The organism is Streptomyces sp. NPDC050704 (assembly GCF_040654355.1).
Taxonomy (GTDB): domain Bacteria; phylum Actinomycetota; class Actinomycetes; order Streptomycetales; family Streptomycetaceae; genus Streptomyces.
Genome location: NZ_JBFAHW010000029.1, coordinates 69,772 through 90,842, shown reverse-complemented (window position 1 = coordinate 90,842; position 21,071 = coordinate 69,772). Strand labels below are relative to the sequence as shown.

The window sequence follows — 21,071 nt, the reverse complement described above, 5'->3', positions numbered from 1 at the left end:
CTACTTCAGGCCGGGGTACAGCGGGTGCTTGTCGGCCAGAGCGGACACGCGGGCCTTCAGGGACTCCGTGTCGTAGGACGGCTTCAGTGCCTCGGCGATGATGTCCGCGACCTCGGTGAAGTCCGCGGCCTGGAAGCCGCGGGTGGCCAGGGCGGGCGTGCCGATGCGCAGGCCGGAGGTGACCATCGGCGGGCGGGGGTCGTTCGGGATGGCGTTGCGGTTGACCGTGATGCCGACCTCGTGGAGGCGGTCCTCGGCCTCCTGGCCGTTCAGCTCGGAGTCGCGCAGGTCCACCAGGACCAGGTGCACGTCCGTGCCGCCGGACAGGACGTCCACGCCGACGGCCTTCACGTCGTCCTGGACCAGGCGCTCGGCCAGGATCCGGGCGCCGTCCAGCGTGCGCTGCTGGCGCTCGCGGAAGTCCTCGGACGCGGCGACCTTGAAGGAGACCGCCTTGGCCGCGATCACGTGCTCCAGCGGACCGCCCTGCTGACCGGGGAAGACCGCGGAGTTGATCTTCTTGGCCAGCTCGGCCGTCGACAGGATCACGCCACCGCGCGGGCCGCCCAGCGTCTTGTGCGTCGTGGTGGTGACCACGTGCGCGTGCGGTACGGGGTTCGGGTGCAGCCCCGCCGCCACCAGACCGGCGAAGTGCGCCATGTCGACCATCAGGTACGCGCCGACCTCGTCCGCGATCCGGCGGAAGGCCGCGAAGTCCAGCTGACGCGGGTACGCGGACCAGCCGGCCACGATCAGCTTCGGCTGGGCCTCCTTGGCGAGCTTCTCGACCTCGGCCATGTCGACCTGGCCGGTCTCGTCGTCCACGTGGTACGGGACGACGTTGTAGAGCTTGCCGGAGAAGTTGATCTTCATGCCATGGGTCAGGTGCCCGCCGTGCGCGAGGTTCAGACCCATGATCGTGTCGCCGGGCTTGAGCAGCGCGAACATCGCGGCCGCGTTCGCCTGGGCGCCCGAGTGGGGCTGTACGTTCGCGTGCTCGGCGCCGAAGAGGGCCTTCACGCGGTCGATGGCGATCTGCTCGACGACGTCGACGTGCTCGCAGCCGCCGTAGTAGCGGCGGCCGGGGTAGCCCTCGGCGTACTTGTTGGTGAGGACCGAGCCCTGGGCCTCCATGACCGCGACCGGAGCGAAGTTCTCCGAGGCGATCATTTCGAGGGTGGACTGCTGACGGTCGAGCTCGGCGTCGACGGCGGCGGCGACGTCCGGGTCGAGCTCGTGCAGGGACTGGTTCAGAAGCGACATCGGTCAGGAGTCCTTAGCTGCCGGAGAATTCGGTGTACTCGTCCGCGGAGAGCAGGTCCTTCGGCTCCTCCGAGGTGCGTACCTTGAACAGCCAGCCGCCCTCGAACGGGGCGGAGTTCACCAGCGCCGGGTCGTCCACGACATCCTGGTTGATCTCGGTGACCTCGCCCGTGACGGGCGAGTACAGGTCGCTCACCGACTTGGTCGACTCCAGCTCGCCGCAGGTCTCGCCCGCGGTCACCGCGGCACCGACCTCCGGGAGCTGGACGTACACGACATCGCCGAGCGCGTTGGCCGCGTGCTCCGTGATACCGACCGTCGAGACGCCGTCCTCGGCGCCCGACAGCCACTCGTGCTCCTTGCTGTAGCGCAGCTGCTGGGGGTTGCTCATGGCCTGAATTCTCCTGTACGCGGGGGAGTGCTGATGACAGTGCTGATGACGTGGAGACTGGTGGTGAGCTGGGCGGATGTGCCCTGTGTCACTTCCGGGCCCGGCGGGCGAGTGTCACTTCTGGCGCTTGTAGAACGGCAGGGCGACGACCTCGTACGGCTCGTGGCTGCCCCGGATGTCCACAGCGACGCCGGCCGTGCCGGGCGCGGAGTGCGCGGCGTCGACGTACGCCATCGCGATCGGCTTGCCGAGGGTGGGGGAGGGGGCGCCGGAGGTGACCTCGCCGACGACCTCGCCGCCGGCGACGACCGGGTATCCGGCGCGCGGGACGCGGCGGCCCTCGGCGACCAGGCCGACGAGGACGCGCGGCGGCGACGACTCGGCCCGGGCGGCGGCCTCGGTCAGGGCCTCGCGCCCCACGAAGTCGCCCTCCTTCTCGAACTTCACGACCCGGCCGAGACCGGCGTCGAAGGGCGTGAGCGAGGTGCTCAGCTCATGCCCGTACAACGGCATGCCCGCCTCCAGGCGCAGGGTGTCCCGGCAGGAGAGACCGCAGGGGGCGAGCCCGACCGGGGCTCCCCCAGCCTCCGGCCGGGAGGTACCCCCAGCCTCGGTCAGCGCCTGCCAGAGCTTCTCGGCGTCGGCCGGGGCGACGAACAGCTCGAAGCCGTCCTCGCCCGTGTACCCGGTGCGCGCGATCAGGGCGGGGACGCCGGCGACCGTGCCGGGCAGGCCCGCGTAGTACTTGAGGCCGTCCAGGTCGGCGTCGGTGAGCGACTTCAGGATGCCGGGGGACTCGGGGCCCTGTACGGCGAGGAGGGCGTACGCGTCGCGGTCGTCGCGGACCTCGGCGTCGAAGCCTCCGGCACGTTCCACGAGCGCGTCGAGAACCACCTGGGCGTTGGAGGCGTTCGCGACGACCATGTATTCGGTGTCGGCGAGCCGGTACACGATCAGGTCGTCGAGGATGCCGCCGTCCTCGCGGCAGATCATCGTGTAGCGGGCGCGGCCGGTCTTCACGCCTCCGATGTTGCCGACCAGCGCGAAGTCGAGCAGTGCGGCCGCCTGGGGCCCGGTCACCGTGATCTCGCCCATGTGGGAGAGGTCGAAGAGACCGGCCCTGGTGCGTACCGCGAGGTGTTCGTCGCGCTCGGAGCCGTACCGCAGGGGCATGTCCCAGCCGGCGAAGTCGGTCATCGTCGCGCCGAGCGAGCGATGCAGGGAATCGAGTGCGGTGCGGCGCGGTTCAACAGGGGCGTTACTGCTCATCGGTGGGGCTCCCAAGGCATGACGGCGAGGTCGTTCCTCCCCATCTGTCATCGGAACCTGAGAGGTTCACCATGACCGGCAGGTCAATGGTTTGCACCTTGGGTGGAGCCACCGGTCGGCGGCTCGCTTTTCAGATGTGCCTCGCCCGCGCGGTACGGGGCCTGAGAGATTCAAGGGAGGGACTTGCTCCTTCGGCGCCCGGGAACCCGTACACGTGCGTGTACATGTCTCCGGAACTCTCCCGCGCGGATTCAAGCGGCCGGTATGCAGTTGGCGCGCACATCATTGCACGCATCCGACCGGCGCGGCAGGGGAGTCCTCCACAGGGGCCGCACAGCGTCCACAGGTATCCACAGTGATCTGTGACGGGCCTGTGGCAGACCAAGAACAGAAACGAGGGGTCTCGCGCATTACCTTCTCTTTACACTCGACGGGGATGGGTCTTCCGACCCGATGGGGAGGACGAACAGGGTGAACAGGACCACGGCGTACGCGACCACCGCGACCAGCGCGTCCCTCGCGCTGCCCAAGCAGCCCACTGCCCCGGCCAGGGAGGCGTGCGGCCCGCTTCCGGCGCCCGTCGTCCGCGATCTGCGGGAGCGCGCGGGGCACAGCCCGCACGGCCTCCGTTTCGGCGCGGCCGACCTGGTCGTGGTCACGGGACTGCCGGGCAGCGGCAAGTCGACCCTGATGCGGCGCGCGGTGACGGGCCGGCGCATCGACTCCCAGGACACCCGCGACCGTTGGGACGGCCGCCTTTCCCGCTTTCTGCCGTACGCGGTCTACCGCCCCCTCGTTCGCGTCGCGCACTACGCGGGCCTGCGCCGGGCCCTGCGCTCCGGCGAGGGCGTCGTCGTGCACGACTGCGGTACGCAGGCCTGGGTGCGCAGCTGGCTCGCGCGCGACGCCCGCCGCCGCGGCGGCACGCTGCACCTGCTGCTGCTCGACGTCGACCCCGGCACCGCCCTGGACGGCCAGCGCGAGCGCGGCCGCGGCGTCTCGCGGTACGCGTTCGCGCGGCACCGCGGCGCGGTCGCCCGGCTGCTGCGCTCCGTGGAGCAGGGCGACCTCCCGGACGGCTGCGGTTCGGCGGTCCTCGTCGACCGGACCGCGGCGGACGTCCTGCGGCGGATCGACTTCGGCGACTGAGGGCGCGTACGAGTAATCTCGTCAGCCGCAGAAGGCAGTTCGAGCAGGCGGTAGGCAGGCAGATGGACATCCCGGCACAGGACATCCCGAGACAGGGCATTCCGGCACAGGACTTCCCGGCACAGGACTTCTCGGCACAGGCGCACCCCCATCCCCACGCCGGCTGGCCCGGCAACGAGTTGGAGGAGGTGCTGGCCGCGTCGCTCGGTGTCGCCGCGTCGCCCTCGACGGGCGCCCGGCTCGTCGAGGTCCTCGGCCGCAGCTTCCTGTGGGTGCCGCTGCCCAACGGCGGCGGCCCGCACAGCGGCCCGCTCGACCTGCCGACGATAGAGCTCGACGGACAGGCGTACGTGCCGGTCTTCAGCTCGGAGCAGCAGTTCCGCCAGGTCACCGGCGACCGCATGCCCTACACGGTCGCGCCCGCCGTCGAGTTCGCGCGCGGGCTGCCGCCCCAGGCGGGCATCGCGGTGAACCCGGACGGCACGGTCGGCGTACCGCTGCCGCCGCTCGCCGTGGCCGAGCTCGCCCGGTCCGGGCGGACGCCGCTGGACGGGCCCGCGAGCGGCGGTCGGGTGCGGCTTTTCCAGCCCGACTGGCAGCACGACCCGCTGGACTTCCTGGCCGCGGCCTCGGCGGAGTTCGCGGCGACCGGGGTCGTGCTGAGCGCCCGCCGCTGCCTGGCGAGCATCGAGGGCGGCGACCCCGTGATGTTCATCGGGGTCGAGCTGACCCACTGGGACGAGGTCGTACGGACGCTCCCGCTGGACGCCCTCGGCCGGGCCCTCGGCCTGGCCCCGCTGGAACACCCGGTGAACCTCGTGTTCCTCGACGTGGCCCAGGACCCGGTGGGCGACTGGCTGCGCGAGCGGGTGCGGCCCTTCTACCAGTCCCATTGACACGCCCCGAAGGGGTGCGGGGCTGTGACATGTGAGGCTCCGCCGCGATGGGGGTCCCCCCGGTCGAGCGAAGCCGAGAGTGGGGGAGCGCCCAGCCACAACGAACCCGCACCATCCCACCGACAGCAAGCCCCGAGTTGCAACCCGGCTCCCCCGGCGGAGCGTCATCCCCGCTTAAGCTGGTTTCATGACCCGGCAGGGCGGCGTCGCGTTCAAGTGCGCGCTGCCTCCCGGTCGAACTGGACTCGTATGTATCCGTATGTCAGGGATGTCGCGAAGGGGCGGTAGAAGGTGAGCGCGTCGGGCACGGCTGCGGCCGGGCAGGTCGAGCACATGCTGCGCCAAGTGACGCCCGGGCGTTACGACGCCTACGAGGCGCTCCTGCGCGCCCTCGCGACCCCGTCGTCCGGTCAGGTCTGGATGCTGCTCTGGCACGGCCAGGCCGGCTCGCCGGACGCCCAGTACGGGAACATGGAGGTGGAGGGCTTCGGTTACGCCCCCTGCGTCACCTCCGCCCAGGAGCTCTCGGCCAGCGGCTGGAACCGTTCGTACGAGGTGGTCGACGGCCTCGACGTCGCCCGCACCCTCTACCCCGACCACTACGGCCTCTGGCTGAACCCGCACGCCCCGGGCGGCGGCGTCGGCATCCCCTGGCTGGATCTGCGCCGTATCGCCACCGGCCTGGAGCGGCAGCCTGCGGGACCGCTCCGGCTGTCCGAGCCGGGCATCGAGATCCCGCAGTTCTACGCCCTCCTCACCCAGAACGCGCATCGGACCTCCGCGGTGCGCTCGCTGCGCCGCGCCTGGGTGCAGCCCGCGCTCGGTGCGCCGTATCTGGCCATCGGGCTCGATGTGTACGACACCAGCCCGCCCGCCGTGGACTCGGTGCGGGCGATGATGCAGCAGTCCATCGGCGCGGTGCCGGACGGTCTTCCGGTGTCGACCCTCGCGATGTCCGACGAGTACGACCCGGTGGCCCTGTGGATGCGGGCCAACGCGCGGCCGTTCTACGACCGCGAGGCGCACGCGGCCCCCGCCCAGGCGCCGGTCGCGGGCGGGTACGGGTACCCGGGCACGTACTGAGGCCCCTGCGTCGCGCGCCTGCTCGGCGCTCGCGCTATGCTCGGGCGAAATCACCCGATCTACGCGGGTAAATGGGGCGCAAGGCACCTTGCGCCCCATTTGTACCGCGTCCGACCCCCGTTACCTGACGTTCGGATAACGGAATCCCCCAGACAGCATCACGTTTGCGCATCCATTCACCGTCAAGTCTGGCTACAGATCGCTGAGGCGTTGAAGACTCCCGGTCCAGGGGGTTTCGCCCCTGTGTACGACGGACTGATCACGCCGCTACAGCGGCAAGTGTGGGCCGGCTACCGCCGGTTGAGAGGGGTCCCTGCCACGATGACGGCACCATTGCACGAGCCGACGGCCGAAGCCGCCCCGAGCGCGGCCGAGGAGGCGGCGCTCGTCGCCGGCTCCGCCGAGGCGAAGGCCGTTCAAGGGCGTTCCCTCGGCCGCATCGCCTGGGAGCGGCTGAAGCGGGACAAGCTTGCCCTGACGGGCGGCGTCATCGTTCTCGTGCTCATTGCGATCGCGCTTCTCGCCCCGGTGATCACAGACCTGGTGGGGCAGGACCCGGAGACCCACCACGAGGACCTGATCGATCCGCTCTTCTCGACCCCCAAGGGGTCCTGGGGCGGTATCAGCGGGGACCACCTGCTCGGCGTGGAGCCCGTGAGCGGTCGCGACATCTTCGCCCGGATCGTCTACGGCGCCCGGGTATCGCTGCTGGTCGGCTTCCTGTCGGCCCTGGTGGCCGTTGTGCTCGGCACCGTTCTCGGTGTGCTCGCGGGCTACTTCGGCGGCTGGGCGGACGCGGTCATCAGCCGGGTCATGGACGGCCTGCTGGCCTTCCCGCAGCTGCTCTTCATCATCGCGCTGGTCTCGGTCATGCCGAACGAGATGCTGGGCCTGACAGGCACGGGTGTTCGCCTGTTCGTCATGATCCTGGTGATCGGCTTCTTCGGCTGGCCCTATGTGGGACGCGTGGTGCGCGGCCAGACGCTGTCCCTGCGTGAGCGCGAGTACGTGGAGGCCGCGCGCAGCCTCGGGGCCGGGCGGTTCTACATCCTGTTCAAGGAGCTGCTGCCCAACCTCGTCGCGCCCATCATCGTGTACACGACGATGATGATCCCGACCAACATCCTCACCGAAGCGGCGCTCAGCTTCCTGGGCGTGGGCGTCAAGCCGCCCACGGCCTCCTGGGGACAGATGCTCTCCTCCGCGATCGACTACTACGACTCGGACCCCATGTACATGGTGATCCCGGGTGTAGCGATCTTCATCACCGTGCTCTCCTTCAACCTCTTCGGCGACGGCGTACGCGATGCGCTCGACCCGAAGGGTTCCCGCTGAACTGCCGTACCCCCAGGGCTCGTCATCTGTCGACGGGCCGCTACACACACGGAGGATCCGAGTGATTACCCAACGCACCACAGGGCGGCGCAAGCAGGCCGTGGCAGCCGCAGCCGTGGTCGCTGCACTGCTGTCCACGGCGGCGTGCGGCGGCGGCAACGACGACGACGGCGGTTCGAAGAGCGGCGCGGCCGGCTTCGACGCCGCGAACAACAAGGTCGCGCAGGCCGACCTCGCCAAGAAGGGCGGCGAGCTCAAGTTCGCCGGTGCCCAGGACGCCGACTCGTGGGACACCACGCGCGGCTACTACGGCATGGCGTGGAACTTCATGCGCTACTACAGCCGCCAGCTGGTGACCAACAAGGCGGAGCCCGGCGCCAAGGGTGCCGAGATCACGCCGGACCTCGCCTCCAAAACGGCGGAGATCAGCGACGACGGCAAGACCTACACGTACACGCTGCGTGACGGGGTCACCTGGGAGGATGGCAAGCCCATCACCTCCAAGGACGTCAAGTACGGCATCGAGCGCGTGTGGGCGCAGGACGTGCTGTCCGGCGGCCCGATCTACCTCCAGCAGGTGCTCGACCCCAAGGCCGAGTACAAGGGCCCGTACAAGGACACGTCCAAGGACAAGCTGGGTCTGAAGGCGATCGAGACGCCGGACGACAAGACCATCGTCTTCAAGCTGCCCGAGGCGAACGCCGACTTCGAGGAGATGCTCGCGCTGACCTCGGCGTCCCCGGTCCGCCAGGACAAGGACACCAAGTCCAAGTACGGCCTGAGGCCCTTCTCGTCCGGCCCGTACAAGTTCGAGTCGTACACGCCGAACAAGAAGCTGGTCCTCGTGCGCAACGAGAACTGGAAGGTCTCCTCGGACCCGGTCCGCAAGGCGTACCCGGACAAGATCTCGCTGACGCTGTTCACCAACGCCAATGACATGGACCAGCGTCTGATCAACGGCGACTACGACCTGGACATCAACCAGACCGGTATGTCCCCGCAGGGCCGCACGACCGCCCTGAAGCAGCACAAGGGCAACCTGGACAACCCGGTCTCCGGTTACATCCGCTACGCGGTCTTCCCGCAGACCGTGAAGCCGTTCGACAACATCCACTGCCGCAAGGCCGTGATCCTGGGCGCCGACCACGAGTCGCTGCAGACCGCGCGCGGCGGCCCGGTCGCCGGCGGTGACATCGGCACCAACATGCTGCCGCCGACCGTGCCGGGCTCCGAGGGTCAGAAGTACGACCCGTACGAGCTGGCCGGTGCGAACAAGAAGGGCAACGTCGCCAAGGCCAAGGAAGAGCTCAAGGCCTGCGGCCAGCCGAACGGCTTCAGCACCACCATCGCGGTCCGCAACAACAAGCCGGTCGAGGTGGCCACCGCCGAGTCCCTCCAGGCGTCGCTGAAGAAGATCGGCGTCAAGGTCGAGATCGACCAGTACGACGGTGCGCAGACCACCGGCATCATCGGTGCCCCGGACAACGTGAAGAAGAAGGGCTACGGCATCATCATCATGGGCTGGGGCCCGGACTTCCCGACCGTCCAGGGCTACGGTCTCCCGCTGTGGGACAGCTCGTACATCCTTGAGAGCGGCAACAACAACTTCGCGATGATCAAGGACAAGACGATCGACGGCCTCTTCGACAGCTACGTCAAGGAGCTGGACGACACGAAGAAGACCGGGATCGCCACGGAGATCAACCACAAGGTGATGGAGGGCGGTTACTACCTGCCCTTCGTCTTCGAGAAGTTCGTCAACTGGCGCTCGTCGCGGCTGGCCAACGTCTACACGACCGACGGCTACAGCGGTCAGTACGACTTCGTCAACCTCGGCCTGAAGAAGTAACACCGACCGGCGCACCCGCCATACGGCACGAAAGGCAGGTGAAGGCCGGCGCGGCGTGACCCGCGGGCCACCGGACAACCTCCGGTGGCCCGCGGCACCGCCGTCGGGCCGAGAGCAGTGCTCGCATACCTCATCAGGCGGCTCTTCGCCGCCGCAGTGATGCTGGTGGTCATCATTCTGGTGGTCTTCGGCATCTTCTTCCTCGTCCCCCGCTGGGCGGGTGTGGACCCGGCCACGATGTTCGTGGGCAAGCAGGCGGACCCCGCGGCCATCGAGGCCGTGCGGCAGAAGCTCGGTCTGGCAGATCCGATCTTCTTCCAGGTCTGGGAGTTCTTCAAGGGACTCTTCGCGGGCCGTACCTACTCCGGCGGCGGTGACGTCACGGAGTGCGCGGCGCCGTGCTTCGGCTACTCCTTCCGTAACGAGCAGGCCATCTGGCCGGTGCTCACCGACCGCTTCCCAGTGACCCTGGCTCTCGCGCTCGGTGCCGCCGTCCTGTGGCTGATCTTCGGTGTCGCGGCGGGTGTGCTCTCCGCGCTCAAGCGCGGTTCGCTCTGGGACCGCGGCGCGATGATCGTCGCCCTCGGCGGCGTCTCGCTCCCCATCTACTTCACCGGCCTGCTGTCGCTGGCGATCTTCAGCTACGGACTGGGCTGGCTCGACGCCCAGTACGTGCCGCTGGAGGAGAGCTTCACCGGCTGGTTCGGCGGCATGATCCTGCCCTGGATCACGCTCGCCTTCCTCTACGCCGCGATGTACGCCCGCATCACCAGAGCCACCATGCTGGAGGTCCTGGGCGAGGACTACATCCGTACCGCCCGGGCCAAGGGCCTGACCGAACCCGTCGTCATCGGCAAGCACGCGATGCGTTCCACGATGACGCCGATCCTCACCATGCTCGGCATGGACCTCGGCGCGCTGATCGGCGGCGCGATCCTCACCGAGACCACCTTCAGCCTTCCCGGCCTCGGCCAGGCCGTCCTCAAGGCGATCAGCGACAAGGACCTGCCTGTCATCCTGGGAGTCACGCTGATCACCTCGCTCGCGGTGATCGTCGCGAACCTGCTGGTGGACCTGCTGTACGCCGTGATCGACCCCCGAGTGAGGCTCTCATGACCGAACTCAGCAAGAGCGGAGCGGCCGTGAGCGAGCCCGTCAAGGACTCGCCCGCCCCTTCCGCCTTCCTCGAAGTCCGCGACCTGAAGGTGCACTTCCCGACCGACGACGGCCTGGTCAAGTCCGTCGACGGGCTCAGCTTCACGCTGGAGAAGGGCAAGACCCTCGGCATCGTGGGCGAGTCCGGCTCGGGCAAGTCGGTGACCTCGCTCGGCATCATGGGCCTGCACACCGCCGGCCAGTACGGCAAGCGCAAGGCGCAGATCTCCGGTGAGATCTGGCTCGACGGCACGGAACTGCTCTCCGCCGATCCCGACTACGTACGCAAGCTGCGTGGCCGCGAGATGGCGATGATCTTCCAGGACCCGCTGTCGGCGCTGCACCCGTACTACACGATCGGCCAGCAGATCGTGGAGGCGTACCGGATCCACCACAAGGTCGACAAGAAGGTGGCCCGCCGGCGTGCCATCGAGATGCTCGACCGGGTGGGCATCCCCCAGCCGGACAAGCGGATCGACAGTTACCCGCACGAGTTCTCCGGCGGTATGCGCCAGCGCGCGATGATCGCGATGTCGCTGGTCAACAACCCCGAGCTGCTGATCGCGGACGAGCCGACGACCGCCCTGGACGTGACCGTCCAGGCGCAGATCCTCGACCTCATCCGGGACCTGCAGCAGGAGTTCGGCTCCGCAGTCATCATCATCACCCACGACCTGGGCGTCGTCGCCGAGCTCTCCGACGACATCCTGGTGATGTACGGCGGCCGCTGCATCGAGCGCGGTCCGGCCGAGAAGGTCTTCTACGAGCCCCGGCACCCGTACACGTGGGGCCTGCTCGGCTCGATGCCCCGCCTGGACCGCGAGCAGACCGAACGGCTGATCCCGGTCAAGGGCTCGCCGCCCTCGCTGATCAACATCCCGTCGGGCTGCGCCTTCAACCCGCGCTGCCCGTACGCGGACGTCCCCAAGGACAACGTCACCCGCACGGTCCGCCCCGAGCTGTCGCAGGTCGGCAGCGAGCACTGGGCCGCCTGCCACATGACGCAGGAGCAGCGGGAGCGGATCTGGACCGAAGAGATTGCGCCCAAGCTGTGAGCGAGGACAAAGCAGTGACCCCTTCCCCGCAGAGCGGCGGCGCGACCCTCACCAAGGACGCCGCCCCCGGCGAGACCCTGCTGAAGGTGACCGGGCTGCAGAAGCACTTCCCGATCCGCAAAGGCCTGCTCCAGCGGCAGGTCGGTGCGGTGCGGGCGGTCGACGGCATCGACTTCGAGGTCAAGTCCGGCGAGACCCTCGGCGTCGTGGGCGAGTCCGGCTGCGGCAAGTCGACCATGGGCCGGCTGATCACCCGGCTGCTCGAACCGACCGCGGGCACCGTGGAGTTCGAGGGCCGGGACATCACGCACCTCGGTGTGAGCGCGATGCGGCCGATGCGCCGTGACGTCCAGATGATCTTCCAGGACCCGTACTCGTCGCTGAACCCGCGGCACACCATCGGCACGATCATCAGCGCCCCCTTCAAGCTCCAGGGCGTCTCGCCCGAGGGCGGTGTCAAGAAGGAGGTCCAGCGGCTGCTGTCGGTGGTCGGCCTCAACCCCGAGCACTACAACCGCTACCCGCACGAGTTCTCCGGCGGCCAGCGTCAGCGCATCGGTATCGCCCGCGCGCTCGCGCTCAACCCGAAGATGGTGGTGGCGGACGAGCCGGTCTCCGCGCTCGACGTGTCGATCCAGGCCCAGGTCGTGAACCTGCTGGACGACCTCCAGCAGGAGCTGGGCCTGACGTACGTGATCATCGCGCACGACCTGTCCGTCGTACGCCATGTCTCGGACCGTATCGCCGTGATGTACCTCGGCAAGATCGTCGAGCTGGCCGACCGGGACTCGCTGTACAAGGCGCCGATGCACCCGTACACCAAGGCGCTGATGTCGGCCGTGCCGATTCCGGACCCCAGGCGCCGGTCGGCCAAGAGCGAGCGCATCCTGCTCAAGGGCGACGTGCCGTCGCCGATCTCGCCGCCGACCGGGTGCCGCTTCCACACGCGGTGCTGGAAGGCCACGCAGATCTGCACGACCGTCGAGCCGCCGCTCGTGGCGCTGAAGCCGGGTCAGGAGGTGGCCTGCCACCACCCGGAGAACTTCGAGGACCAGCAGCCGCAGGACACGGTTCTGCTGACGGCGGCGCGCGACGCGGTCGACCTGGTGGCCGTGGGAACGGCGGCCGAACTGACGGAGGCCAAGGCGGCGGAGGCCGCGGCGGCCGACGCCGAGCCGGTCGCCAAGGACGCCGACGTCCCGGACGAGCCGGTCGCCAAGGACGCCGACGTCCCGGACGAGCCGGTCGCCAAGGACGCCGACGTCCCGGACGAGCCGGTCGCCAAGGACGCCGACGTTCCGGACGAGCCGGTCGCCGAGGTCGCGGACAAGCCGGTCACCAAGGCGGCCGAGGAGTCCGGGACTCCGGGCGCCGCGGCGGCCGACGCCGAGGTCTCGAACGAGACGCCCGCGGCTTCCGCGGAGTCGCCCGAGGGGACACCTGAGGGGACGCCCGAGGCGGACACCGACCGTCCGGAGCCGACCGAGAAGTAGGCCCCGAACCGGAGCGGTACCGGGCACCGGGTGTCCGGTACCCGGTATCCGAGCACACCGCACCCGAGCGGGAGAGCGCAGGTCAGGCGCTCTCCCGCTCGATGCGTGTCCGGCGCCGGGTGAGAATGTCCCGGTGCTCGAACAACTCTTCAGCCCGTCCGTCCAGCATGTGCTCGATCTGATCGGGATCTTCGTCTTCGCGATCTCCGGCGCCCTGCTGGCCGTCCGCAAGAACTTCGACGTCTTCGGCATCGCCGTCCTCGCCGAGGTCACCGCACTGGGCGGCGGACTGCTGCGCGACCTGGTCATCGGGGCCGTACCGCCGGCCGCGTTCACGGACCTGGGGTACTTCCTCACTCCGCTACTGGCCGCGCTCCTGGTCTTCTTCCTGCATCCGGAGGTGGAGCGGATCCAGACCGGCGTGAACGTCTTCGACGCCGCCGGACTCGGCCTGTTCTGCGTGGCCGGCACGACGAAGGCGTACGAGTACGGTCTCGGCCTCACCGCGTCGGCGGCCCTGGGTCTTGCGACGGCGGTCGGCGGCGGTGTGCTGCGCGACGTCCTCGCCAACGAGGTCCCCTCGCTGCTGCGCTGGGACCGCGACCTCTACGCCGTACCCGCGATCGTCGGCGCCACGATGATCGTCCTGTGCATCCGCTACGACATGCTCTCCACCCTCACCACCGCGCTCGCCGTCGTGACCGCGTTCGTGCTGCGGCTGCTCGCGATGCGGTACCACTGGCGCGCGCCGCGGGCCTGGAACCGGCGGTCGACGGCGGTCGAGGCCGAGGACTGATTCACGTGATCGAAACAGCAAAAGCTACTGCTTAGTAATTTCCTGTTGTACCGTTCATGCATGTCAGAAGCAGCATCCGCGCACGCGGTACAGGCCAGGATCGGCGACAGCGAGTTCGACCGCGACACCGCGGCCACGCGACGCGAGCCCGGCGTATACGACATCGACCTCTCCGCGGGGTGGGCGATCATCAGCGCCGTCAACGGCGGCTATCTGCTGGCCGTCCTCGGCCGCGCACTCGCGGACGCCCTGCCGCACTCCGACCCGTTCACGATCTCCGCGCACTATCTGACCGCGTCCCAGCCGGGCCCGGCGGTCGTCCGCACGGACGTCGTACGCACCGGTCGCACCCTCTCCACCGGCCAGGCCTCCCTGTTCCAGTACGACGACGAGGGCCGCGAGGTCGAGCGGATCCGCGTGCTCGCCTCCTACGGGGACCTCGACAGCCTGCCCGACGACGTCCGTACGAGCGCGAAGCCGCCCGCGTTCCCGCCGATGGACCAGTGCTTCGGTCCCGAGGACGGTCCCGCCCCGGTCCCCGGCAGCTCCGCCATCACCGACCGCCTGATGCTCAAGCTGGACCCCGCCACCCTGGGCTGGGCGCTCGGGTCGCCGTCCGGCAAGGGCGAGATGCGGGCCTGGTTCGGCCTCGCCGACGGCCGGGACCAGGACCCCTTCTCGCTGCTCCTCGCGGTGGACGCGCTGCCGCCGACCGCCTTCGAGATCGGCCTGACCGGCTGGGTCCCGACCGTCGAGCTGACCGTGCACGTGCGCCGCCGCCCGGCCCCGGGACCCGTCCGCGTCTCCATCACCACCCGCAACCTCGCGGGCGGCTTCCTGGAGGAGGACGCCGAGGTGTGGGACAGCGAGGACCGGCTGGTCGCGCAGTCCCGCCAGCTGGCCCGGGCGCGGCTCGGCTGATCCGCACGCGGACGGGGGAAGCCGATCCGTATGCCGGGCACGGGAGGCCGATTCGTACGCTGAGGGCGTGAAGTCCGACCGGCTGCTCTCGATCCTCCTGCTGCTCCAGACCCGCGGCCGGGTGCCCGCGCACGAACTCGCCGAGCGCCTAGAGGTGTCGGTGCGCACCATCTACCGGGACGTCGAGGCGCTGTCGTCCTCCGGCGTCCCGGTGTACGCCGAGCGCGGGCGGCACGGCGGGATCGAGCTGCTCGCCGGATTCCGTACGGACGTCACGGGACTGACCGCCGACGAGTCGCGCGCGCTGTTCATCCTGGCCGCCCGGGGCGCGCACGCCGCGCTCGGCCTGGACGCGGCACTCGGTTCCGCGCTGCGCAAGGTGATGGCCGCGCTGCCGGAGCCGTACCGGCCCGCCGCCGAGGAGGCCGGCCGGCGCATCCTCGTCGACGCCACCCGCTGGAAGGGCGGCCCGCAGGCCGCGGTCGACCTGGCCACGCTCCAGGACGCGGTGTTCGCCGACCGCCGGCTGCGGCTGAGCTACCGCCACAGCGGCGACACGGAGCCGCGCGCGTACACCGTGGACCCCTACGGGCTCGTCTCCAAGGCGGGCATCTGGTACCTGGTCGCCGACCGGCGCGGCGGGCCGCGGCTCTTCCGGGCCGACCGCGTGCGGTCCGCCCGTCTCACGGAAGCGCCGGTCAGACGCCGTCCCGGCGTCGAACTCGCCGACGTCTGGGAGGAGTTGCGGCGTCAGGTCGAGGAGCGGCCGGGCGGGATCGACCTGACGGTGCGGGTGCGGCGCGACCGCTTCGACCTGTTCCTGCGCCTGCACGGCGGCGCGCTCACCGAGCCGCCAGAGGACGACGGGGAGAGCCCGTGGGTCACCGCGCGGCTCACCTACGGAGTCGTCGGCGAGGCACGGCCGTTGCTCGCCTTCGGCGACCGGCTGGAGGTGCTCTCACCGCCCGAGGTACGGGAGGAACTGGCGCGGGTGGCGGCTTCGGTCATGGCGGTGTACGGCGGCGCGGGCCGAACGGCCGGCGGGACCGTCCGGCGCCGGTGAATTCCGTGTCCGCGAGGGGCCCGGCTTCCGGTGGGCGCGGTCTTGACCGGCAACTCCGCTCTGGCAACTCCGCGCATTTTTCTGTCAGGAAGCGCGCTGTCCGTGGTCAATACCGTGCTTGCGGTGTTTTGCCCGCAGGTCGCCCCTAGTGTTCCCGGAGTGCCTGCTCACCGGGACCTGCCCGCCGCGGTGAGCACCGGACGCAGCACTGGGCAGAGCACTCGGAGGCGGGTTCGATCGTGAGCGGAGCCTTGGCGCGAGGGGCCGTCGGGCCGATGCCGAGGAGGACGGCGTTCGTCGGCCGACGGCAGGAGACCGCCGAGGTGAAGCGGTTGCTGGCCGCCCACCGGCTGGTGACCCTGACCGGGACGGGCGGGGTGGGGAAGACCAGACTGGCCCTGCACACCGTGCCCCGGCTGGAACGGCTCCACCCCGACGGGATCCACCTCGTCCAGCTGGTCGGCGTACGCGACGAGTCGCTGGTGCCCCTCGCGGTGATCGAAGCGCTGGGCATCCGGGACGGTTCGGGCCGCTCGCCCGTCCGGGCCCTGGTCGACCGGCTCGGGGACCGGGAACTGCTCCTGGTCCTGGACAACTGCGAGCACCTGGTGGACGCCTGCGCCCGGCTCGTCGAAACGCTGCTGGCGGAGACCGCGCGGGTACGCGTCCTGGCCACCAGCAGGCACCGGCTGGGCGTGACGGCCGAGCATGTGCTGGAGGTACGACCGCTGCCGACGCCCTCTCCCGGTGAGCCGCTGCCGCCGAACCCCGCCCTGGAGTATCCGGCGCTCGCGCTCTTCGCCGACCGGGCCGCGGGCCCGCTGCCCGGGTTCGCGCTCACCGCGGACAACCAGGATGTGGTGGCCGCCCTGTGCCACCGGCTGGACGGGCTGCCGCTCGCCATCGAACTGGCGGCGGCGCGGCTGCGCACCCTGGGCGTACAGCAACTGCTCGAACGGCTGGACCGGCGCCACCGGCTGCTGGCCGGCGACGAGGACAGTCTGTCCAGCCACCGCACCCTGCGGGCGGCCGTCGACTGGAGCCACGAGCTGTGCACGCCGCAGGAGCAGGAGGTGTGGGCGCGCGCCTCGGTCTTCGCCGGCGGTTTCGACCTGGACGCGGCGGAGGAGGTCTGCGCCGGTCCCGGCCTCGGCCACGACGAGATCGTGGACGCCGTCGTCGGCCTGGTCGACAAGTCGCTGCTGGTCCGGGACGGCGATGCCCTCTTCGCCCGGTACCGGATGCTGGAGTCGATCCGGCAGTACGGGCTCGACAAGCTCCGCGAGGGCGGCACCGGTGCGGAGGAGTGGACCAGACGCCGGGCGCGCGACTGGTGTCTGCGGCTCGCCGAGGAGTGCGAGCAGCGGTGGTTCGGCCCCGACCAGCCGCGGTTGGCACGGCGACTGCACGCCGAGCTGGACAACATCCGCTCCGCCCTCGACTTCTGCCTGAGCACCCCGGGCGAGGGTCAGGCCGGGCTGCGGACGGCCGGACACCTGTGGTTCTTCTGGATCGCCTGCGGGACCTGGACGGAGGGCAGGCACTGGCTCGACCGGCTGCTCGCCGCCGAGCCCGAGCCCCGGCCGACCCGTGCCCGGGCGCGGGCGCTGTGGGTACTGGCCATGGTGCTGCTGGGCCAGGGCGACACCGCGCGAGCGGCGCCGCTCGCGGACGAGTCGTACGAGTTGGCCCTGCGCCTCGGCGACCGGGCCGAGGCGGCGCACACCTTCTTCACCCGGGGCGGTGCCCCCTTGCTCAGCGGCGACTATCCGGGGGCGCGTGCCGTGTACGAGGAGGCCATCTCCCGGCCGCCGGTCGAGGGCGAGCTGATGAGCCTGGTGGGCTTCAAGTACGTGGAGCTGGCCTTCGTGCTCACCCTCCAGGGCGAGTACGACCGAGCCATGGCCCTGTGCGAGGAGTTCCGGCAGACTTGCCTGTCGCACGGTGAGCAGTGGATCCACTCGTACCTGCTGCGCGTTCTCGCCCTCGCCGAATGGTCCAAGGGCGACCGGGCGACGGCCGGGACCCACGCCCAGGAATGCCTGCGGCTCAAACGGGTGGTCGGCGACCTGTTCGGAATCGCCATGACGCTGGAACTGCTCGCCGCGGTCCATGTCCAGGACGGCGAGGGCCGACGCGCCGCCATCCTGCTCGGCGCGTCCCGGCGGATCTGGCAGGACACCGTCAGTGCCGTCCCCGACACCGAGTCCCACGGTCCCGTACGTGCCGTGGCCGAGGGGGAGGCCCGCGAGCTGCTGGGCGACCGTGCCTTCAAGACCGCGTACCGCGAGGGCCTGGAGCTGTCCTGCGACGAGGCGGTGGGCTACGCGCTCGGAGAGCGGAAAACCCCCGGCCGGCCCGTGCTCGACGGCCGGCTCACCCGCCGTGAGGCCGAGGTCGCCGAGCTCATCGCCCAGGGGCTCAGCAACCAGCAGATCGCCGACCGGCTGGTCGTCGCACGGCGCACGGCGGAGGGCCACGTGGAACGGATCCTCAGCAAGCTGGGATTCACCTCGCGCAGCCAGGTCGCCGTCTGGGCCGAGGGGCGCCGCGACGTACGCGCGTGAAACGGCCACAGGAAGAACCGACCGACCGACTGACAGGACATGCAAGGCATACGGGAAGAGTCGGTCGGTACATCGGAACAGTCACCACGAGAGCGAGGCAGGCAGATGGATCACCAGCAACCCGGCATGTGCGCCAGGCACCATGTGGGCATCCACTCCAGTGACGAGGAGTTCCTCGCGGTGGTGGTGCCGTTTCTCCGCGAGGGCATCGCCGCCGAGGACGAACCGGACCCGATGGCGATGAGCACCGCACGCAAGCTCGGCCTGCTGCGGGACGCGCTCGGCCCCGACGCCCGCCACGTGGACTTCCACGAGTCCGCGCACTGGTACCGCGGCACACCGGCGAACGACCTGGTCGTCGCTCTCGACTACTACGCCGCGCACGCGGGCCCCACCGGCCGGATCCACATGACCGGCGAACCGCTCTGGGACGGCCGCTCGGCCCGCCAGACCACCGAGTGGCAGCGGTACGAGGCACTGGTGACCGAACTCTTCACCGGCTTTCCCCCCGAGCTGATGTGCCTGTACGACACCCGCACCGCCCCTCCCGCCGTCATCGAAGCGGCCCGGCGTACCCACCCGACGGAACGGGACCGGCAGGGTGTCCGGCCCAGCCCGCTGTACACGGAACCCGCCGTCTACGCGGCCCTGGAGACCGGCCCGCTGCCCGCGCCGCCGCCGGACACGGCCGGGGTCGGACTCGTCGGCGACATGACCGCGGGCCGCCGGTTCGCGGCGGAACAGGCGGTGACCCGCGGGATGGCGGCCGAGCGGGCCGAACGCTTCGGGGAGGCCGTGTCCGGCGCCGCGGACTACGCGGTGGGCCAGGGCTGCGAGCAGGCCCGCCTGCTGCTGTGGTCGACCCGGGAGCGCATCGTCTGCGAACTGCGCACCTCACGCGGACGCATCACCGACCCGTTCCTCGGCTTCCGGCCGCCGGGCCCCGAGGCGCGGCCGGAGGACGGCCTCTGGAACACCCGCCAGGTCTGCGAGTTCGTGGACATGCGGTCCCGCGAGTCCGGCGGGGAGGGATGGAGCATCCGGATGGAGACGGCTCTCGCGTCCGTCGGTTGACGGACCCGCGGGTGGAAATCCGGGTAGTTCCCCCCGCGCCTCGAAGGGGGCGGCAGGTGCACGGTTGACTCCTGTGCGGGACCGACGAAGGTCCCGCCTTCGGAACAGCCGGGCCCCAGGGCCGAAGGGGAAGAGACCATGCCGAACGCCCATTCGCGCGGCCTGCCGCCCGCGGGCGGCAGTTACACAGCGATCCTCGGTCCTGGAAGGTCCTCGGTTCGCGAGGCCCGGAGCATAGTCCGCAAGTGGCTGGCCGATTACGGCATCCAGGACCAGACGGACACCGCGGAGCTGCTGGTCAGTGAGCTCGCCACCAATGCGATCGTGCACGCCGGCGGCCGTTTCCGGCTCACCCTGACACTGGGCTCCGACGCGCTGCGCTGCGAAGTGGCGGACGAACGGCGGGATTTCCCGGTGCTGCCGCGCCGGGGCGACGGCGGTGAACCGGCCACTGGCGACGCTGCGGCGGACACTGACGGCATCGACGGCATCGACGGCATCGACGGCGCCGCGGACGGCGAGGGCGGTCGTGGTCTGCTCCTGATCGCCGCGCTCTCCCACCGGTGGGGGTGCCGCGTCATGGAGCACGGCGAAGGCAAGGGCGTCTGGTTCGAGCTGGCGACCACCGCGCCGGACGACGGGGGAGACGGCCCGGCGGAAGCGGGAGACCGGAACGGGACGGACCCGTGGTGCGGCGCCCGCCCTTGGCCGGACGGTCTTCGGCCCCGGTCCCCGGGTACGGCCGAAGACACCGGAGGCAGGGAGGGGCAGGGCAGGGCAGGGCCGGGGCTCAGCCCAGCCAGTGGCGGCGGCCGATGCTGATCAGCCGCATCCGGCGGGTCGCCACCAGGGCCACCTGGTCCTGTTCCTCGGGGGACGACTCCAGGAAGGTGCTGGCGGTCATCAGCATCTGGTCGACGTAGAGGCCGGCCAGCATCAGCAGGTCGTCGTCGCTCCAGCCGGCCGACTCCGGGTCCTCGGCCAGCGCGGCCTTCACCTCGTCGGTGAACCGGTCCAGTTGCTCGGCGATCGCGGCCCGGACCTTCTGCACGCCGCCGTTGCGCTCGCGCGCGATGAAGCGGATGTGCGCGGGGTGTTCCCGCACGTGACGGGCGATCAGGGACACGGCACGCGCTATGCGTTCGTCGCTGTCGCCGTCCGCGGACACCGTGCCGGAGATCATCGGGTGCAGGCTGCCGAGCGCCTCCTCGACCAGGACGACGCCGAGATCCGCCGTCGAGTGGAAGTGCCGGTAGAAGGCGGTCGGGGCGACACCGACGGCCCGGGTGACCTCGCGCAGGCCCAGGCTGCTCAGGCTCTGCTCCTCCAGCAGGCTCAACGCGGCGTCCAGGAGCGCCTGTCGGGTCTTCTGCTTCTGGACCTGCCGGACGCCGAGAATGTGACTCATGCCATGCAGTTAACAACTGTTCTCCGGAATTGGAAAGCCGTCGAACGCGCTAGACTCAAGAGTCAGTGAACAACTGTAACCACAAGCGTTCACCGAGTTGTCGCCAGGAGAGGTATCTCATGCTGTTCCTCGTCGCAGCCCTCATGCTGCTGGGCGTCATGCTGGGCACCGTCGCCCACGCGCCGCTCTCGTTCTCCCTCGTCGCCGCCGCCGTCATCGGTGTCTGGCTGGCCGTCTTCGCGGCCCGCGAGCGCCACGGCCGCCGACGCGGCACCAGCAACTGACCGAGACATCGACCGCTGAA

General features: G+C 70.2%; 19 protein-coding genes and 1 riboswitch. Of the genes, 15 read left to right on the top strand and 4 right to left on the bottom strand.

The window, feature by feature from the left end; translation table 11 throughout:
- The 3 genes from glyA to gcvT all read right to left on the bottom strand — a co-directional run bounded on the left by glyA (window position 1) and on the right by gcvT (window position 2,923).
- Window positions 1–1,263: a serine hydroxymethyltransferase gene (gene glyA / locus AB0I18_RS19140; protein WP_363106680.1), complete on the bottom strand. Its 1,263-nt coding sequence runs from the start codon at window positions 1,261–1,263 to the stop codon at window positions 1–3.
- A gap of 13 nt (window positions 1,264–1,276) precedes the next feature.
- On the bottom strand, window positions 1,277–1,654 hold the full coding sequence (gene gcvH / locus AB0I18_RS19135) for a glycine cleavage system protein GcvH (RefSeq protein WP_363106679.1): 378 nt from the start codon (window positions 1,652–1,654) through the stop codon (window positions 1,277–1,279).
- 114 nt (window positions 1,655–1,768) lie between these two features.
- Window positions 1,769–2,923 (bottom strand): glycine cleavage system aminomethyltransferase GcvT, encoded by a 1,155-nt coding sequence (gcvT, locus tag AB0I18_RS19130; protein ID WP_363106678.1) that lies wholly within the window; start codon window positions 2,921–2,923, stop codon window positions 1,769–1,771.
- 140 nt (window positions 2,924–3,063) lie between these two features.
- Window positions 3,064–3,177: riboswitch (glycine riboswitch) on the bottom strand.
- Between the two features lie 217 nt (window positions 3,178–3,394).
- Between gcvT and AB0I18_RS19125 the strand changes: the two genes are divergently transcribed.
- From AB0I18_RS19125 to AB0I18_RS19060, 14 genes are all read left to right on the top strand, one after another.
- A complete protein-coding gene (locus AB0I18_RS19125; RefSeq protein WP_363106677.1) occupies window positions 3,395–4,072 on the top strand; it encodes an AAA family ATPase in 678 nt (225 codons plus the stop codon).
- A 62-nt stretch (window positions 4,073–4,134) separates the two neighbouring features.
- Window positions 4,135–4,968, top strand: a complete 834-nt coding sequence (locus AB0I18_RS19120) for an enhanced serine sensitivity protein SseB (protein WP_363106676.1) — start codon at window positions 4,135–4,137, stop codon at window positions 4,966–4,968.
- Window positions 4,969–5,259: 291 nt separating this feature from the next.
- On the top strand, window positions 5,260–6,051 hold the full coding sequence (locus AB0I18_RS19115; protein WP_363106675.1) for an enhanced serine sensitivity protein SseB C-terminal domain-containing protein: 792 nt from the start codon (window positions 5,260–5,262) through the stop codon (window positions 6,049–6,051).
- Window positions 6,052–6,372: 321 nt separating this feature from the next.
- A complete protein-coding gene (locus AB0I18_RS19110) occupies window positions 6,373–7,386 on the top strand; it encodes an ABC transporter permease (protein WP_363106674.1) in 1,014 nt (337 codons plus the stop codon).
- A 61-nt stretch (window positions 7,387–7,447) separates the two neighbouring features.
- Window positions 7,448–9,235: an ABC transporter substrate-binding protein gene (locus AB0I18_RS19105; RefSeq protein WP_363106673.1), complete on the top strand. Its 1,788-nt coding sequence runs from the start codon at window positions 7,448–7,450 to the stop codon at window positions 9,233–9,235.
- A gap of 117 nt (window positions 9,236–9,352) precedes the next feature.
- Window positions 9,353–10,351, top strand: a complete 999-nt coding sequence (locus tag AB0I18_RS19100) for an ABC transporter permease (protein ID WP_363106704.1) — start codon at window positions 9,353–9,355, stop codon at window positions 10,349–10,351.
- Entirely contained in the window at window positions 10,348–11,445 is a 1,098-nt protein-coding gene (locus AB0I18_RS19095) for an ABC transporter ATP-binding protein (protein WP_363106672.1), read from the top strand. Before AB0I18_RS19100 ends, AB0I18_RS19095 begins: the two co-directional genes overlap by 4 nt.
- A 14-nt stretch (window positions 11,446–11,459) precedes the next feature.
- On the top strand, window positions 11,460–12,938 hold the full coding sequence (locus AB0I18_RS19090) for a dipeptide ABC transporter ATP-binding protein (protein ID WP_363106671.1): 1,479 nt from the start codon (window positions 11,460–11,462) through the stop codon (window positions 12,936–12,938).
- Between the two features lie 133 nt (window positions 12,939–13,071).
- Complete coding sequence (locus tag AB0I18_RS19085) at window positions 13,072–13,734, top strand: trimeric intracellular cation channel family protein (protein ID WP_363106670.1); 663 nt, start codon at window positions 13,072–13,074, stop codon at window positions 13,732–13,734.
- A 60-nt stretch (window positions 13,735–13,794) separates the two neighbouring features.
- A complete protein-coding gene (locus AB0I18_RS19080) occupies window positions 13,795–14,655 on the top strand; it encodes a thioesterase family protein (protein ID WP_363106669.1) in 861 nt (286 codons plus the stop codon).
- 67 nt (window positions 14,656–14,722) lie between these two features.
- Window positions 14,723–15,718: a YafY family protein gene (locus AB0I18_RS19075; protein ID WP_363106668.1), complete on the top strand. Its 996-nt coding sequence runs from the start codon at window positions 14,723–14,725 to the stop codon at window positions 15,716–15,718.
- Window positions 15,719–15,993: 275 nt separating this feature from the next.
- On the top strand, window positions 15,994–18,285 hold the full coding sequence (locus tag AB0I18_RS19070) for a LuxR C-terminal-related transcriptional regulator (protein ID WP_363106667.1): 2,292 nt from the start codon (window positions 15,994–15,996) through the stop codon (window positions 18,283–18,285).
- Between the two features lie 105 nt (window positions 18,286–18,390).
- Window positions 18,391–19,359 carry an MEDS domain-containing protein gene (locus AB0I18_RS19065; protein WP_363106666.1) on the top strand — a complete coding sequence of 323 codons (969 nt, stop codon included), beginning with the start codon at window positions 18,391–18,393 and terminating at the stop codon, window positions 19,357–19,359.
- Between the two features lie 138 nt (window positions 19,360–19,497).
- Complete coding sequence (locus AB0I18_RS19060; protein ID WP_363106665.1) at window positions 19,498–20,181, top strand: ATP-binding protein; 684 nt, start codon at window positions 19,498–19,500, stop codon at window positions 20,179–20,181.
- Here the strand turns inward: AB0I18_RS19060 and AB0I18_RS19055 are convergent.
- Window positions 20,150–20,767, bottom strand: coding sequence for a TetR family transcriptional regulator (locus AB0I18_RS19055; RefSeq protein WP_363106664.1), 618 nt, complete (start codon window positions 20,765–20,767; stop codon window positions 20,150–20,152). The two genes, AB0I18_RS19060 and AB0I18_RS19055, sit on opposite strands and share 32 nt — an antisense overlap.
- Before the next feature lie 119 nt (window positions 20,768–20,886).
- Between AB0I18_RS19055 and AB0I18_RS19050 the strand changes: the two genes are divergently transcribed.
- A complete protein-coding gene (locus tag AB0I18_RS19050; protein WP_363106663.1) occupies window positions 20,887–21,051 on the top strand; it encodes a hypothetical protein in 165 nt (54 codons plus the stop codon).
- Window positions 21,052–21,071 lie beyond the last annotated feature (20 nt).